Source organism: Christensenella sp. (assembly GCF_034927525.1).
Lineage (GTDB): Bacteria > Bacillota > Clostridia > Christensenellales > Christensenellaceae > Christensenella.
In genome coordinates this window covers 1-1,641 of record NZ_JAYFPU010000334.1, presented here as the reverse complement: position 1 = coordinate 1,641, position 1,641 = coordinate 1, and the positions used below count along the sequence as shown (strand labels likewise).

Genomic DNA, 1,641 nt, shown 5'->3' with positions numbered 1-1,641 from the left:
TCCCCAGGCGGAGAATACCGAGGCTGCCGGTGGGATAATGACCCGGCGCACCCCAAGCTCCTTGGCCAGATAGGCGCTGTGCATGGGTCCGCCCCCCCCAAAGGCCACCATGGCGAAATCCCGGGGATCATAGCCCCGGCGAACGGAAATCAGCTTTAGGGCGTTGAGCATATTGGAATCTGCTACGCGGATGATGCTCATGGCAGCCTCCAGAGCCGTCATCCCCAGGGGGGTCCCCACCTTATCCTGAACGGCCTTTTCCACCGCAGCCATATCCACTGGATTATCAAAATTATCTGGAGATAACCGACCCGTAAGAAGACAGGCATCCGTGGTGGTGGGGTCACTGCTGCCGTTGCCATAGGCCACGGGGCCAGGCATGGCACCAGCGGATTGGGGACCCACCTTCAGGGACCCGGCATCGTCGATCCAGGCAATGGAGCCGCCACCGTTGCCGATTTCCACGATGTCCACCACCGGGGCCATGACGGGATAACCGGCGTAGCTTTCGGTGCGCTCGATGCGGTACTCGGTGCTGACCTTGAGCTGGCCTTTATCGATGAGGGAACATTTGGCCGTGGTCCCCCCGATATCGAAGGCGATGATATTGGGCTCGCCGATGGCTTCACCCACCACAGCAGCACCAAACACACCGGCCACCGGTCCGGATTCCACCATGTTGATGGGGCTTAACTTACTCTGCTCAAAGGTGGTGGTTCCCCCATTGCTCTTCATGATGTATTTGGGGCAATCCACTCCCAGGGCTTTTAGTTCACCTTCCAGGCGGTCCACATAGGAGGATGCCGTGGGCATAACGTAGGCATTAAGGGCGATGGTGGAGGTCCGCTCATACTCCCGCCATTCCAGGGTCACATCCCGGGATGCCGTGACGAACACCTCCGGCCACAGCTCATGGATGCGGGCCACCGTGCACTGCTCGTGGGCATCATTGGCATAGGCGTGGAGCATGCACACCGCAATGGATTCGACCCCCTGTTCCCGAAGATAGGCCACGGCTTCATCGATATCCTGCTCCAGCAGGGGCGTGATGACCTCCCCCCGATAGGACATCCGTTCCTCCACCTCGCACCGCAGGTGGCGCGGGATGAAGGGCCGGGGCTTGGCAAATACGAGATTGAACAAATCCGGGCGATTGCACCGGGCGATTTCCAGAACATCCCGAAAGCCCTTGGTGGTAATCAGTCCGGTCTTGGCACCCTTCCGCTCCGTCAGAGCATTGATAACCGTCGTAGTGCCGTGGAAGAACAGCTCAATTTCCGCTGTGGAAATCCCGCTTTTCTTGATGACATTAATAACGCCCTTTTCAAACCGAGGTGGTGTCGTGTGGCTTTTCTCAAAGGAAATGCCACGTTCACCATCCAGGACTACCAAATCCGTGAAGGTGCCGCCGATATCTGTTGCAATTCTCATATTAACCTCCCATTTTCCATTATTTGTGGTAATAAGTGATAAGTTTACATTATCACAAAACCCTACTCCGGTAAAGCAAAAGAAACAAATTTCACCGGTCCCACCGACGAAAAAGCGGCACTGCAATGCAGTGCCGCCAAGATGTTTATTGAAGCGTTGGATAAGGGGTTGAGGAAGCCCTCAAGCCTCTAAAATTCGTCGGGTGATCCC

General features: G+C 56.4%; 1 protein-coding gene. It reads right to left on the bottom strand.

The window, feature by feature from the left end:
• Nucleotides 1-1,431 (bottom strand): hydantoinase/oxoprolinase family protein (locus VB081_RS13440; RefSeq protein WP_323401290.1); only part of this gene is annotated, 1,431 nt, incomplete at its 3' end.
• Nucleotides 1,432-1,641: the final 210 nt, after the last annotated feature.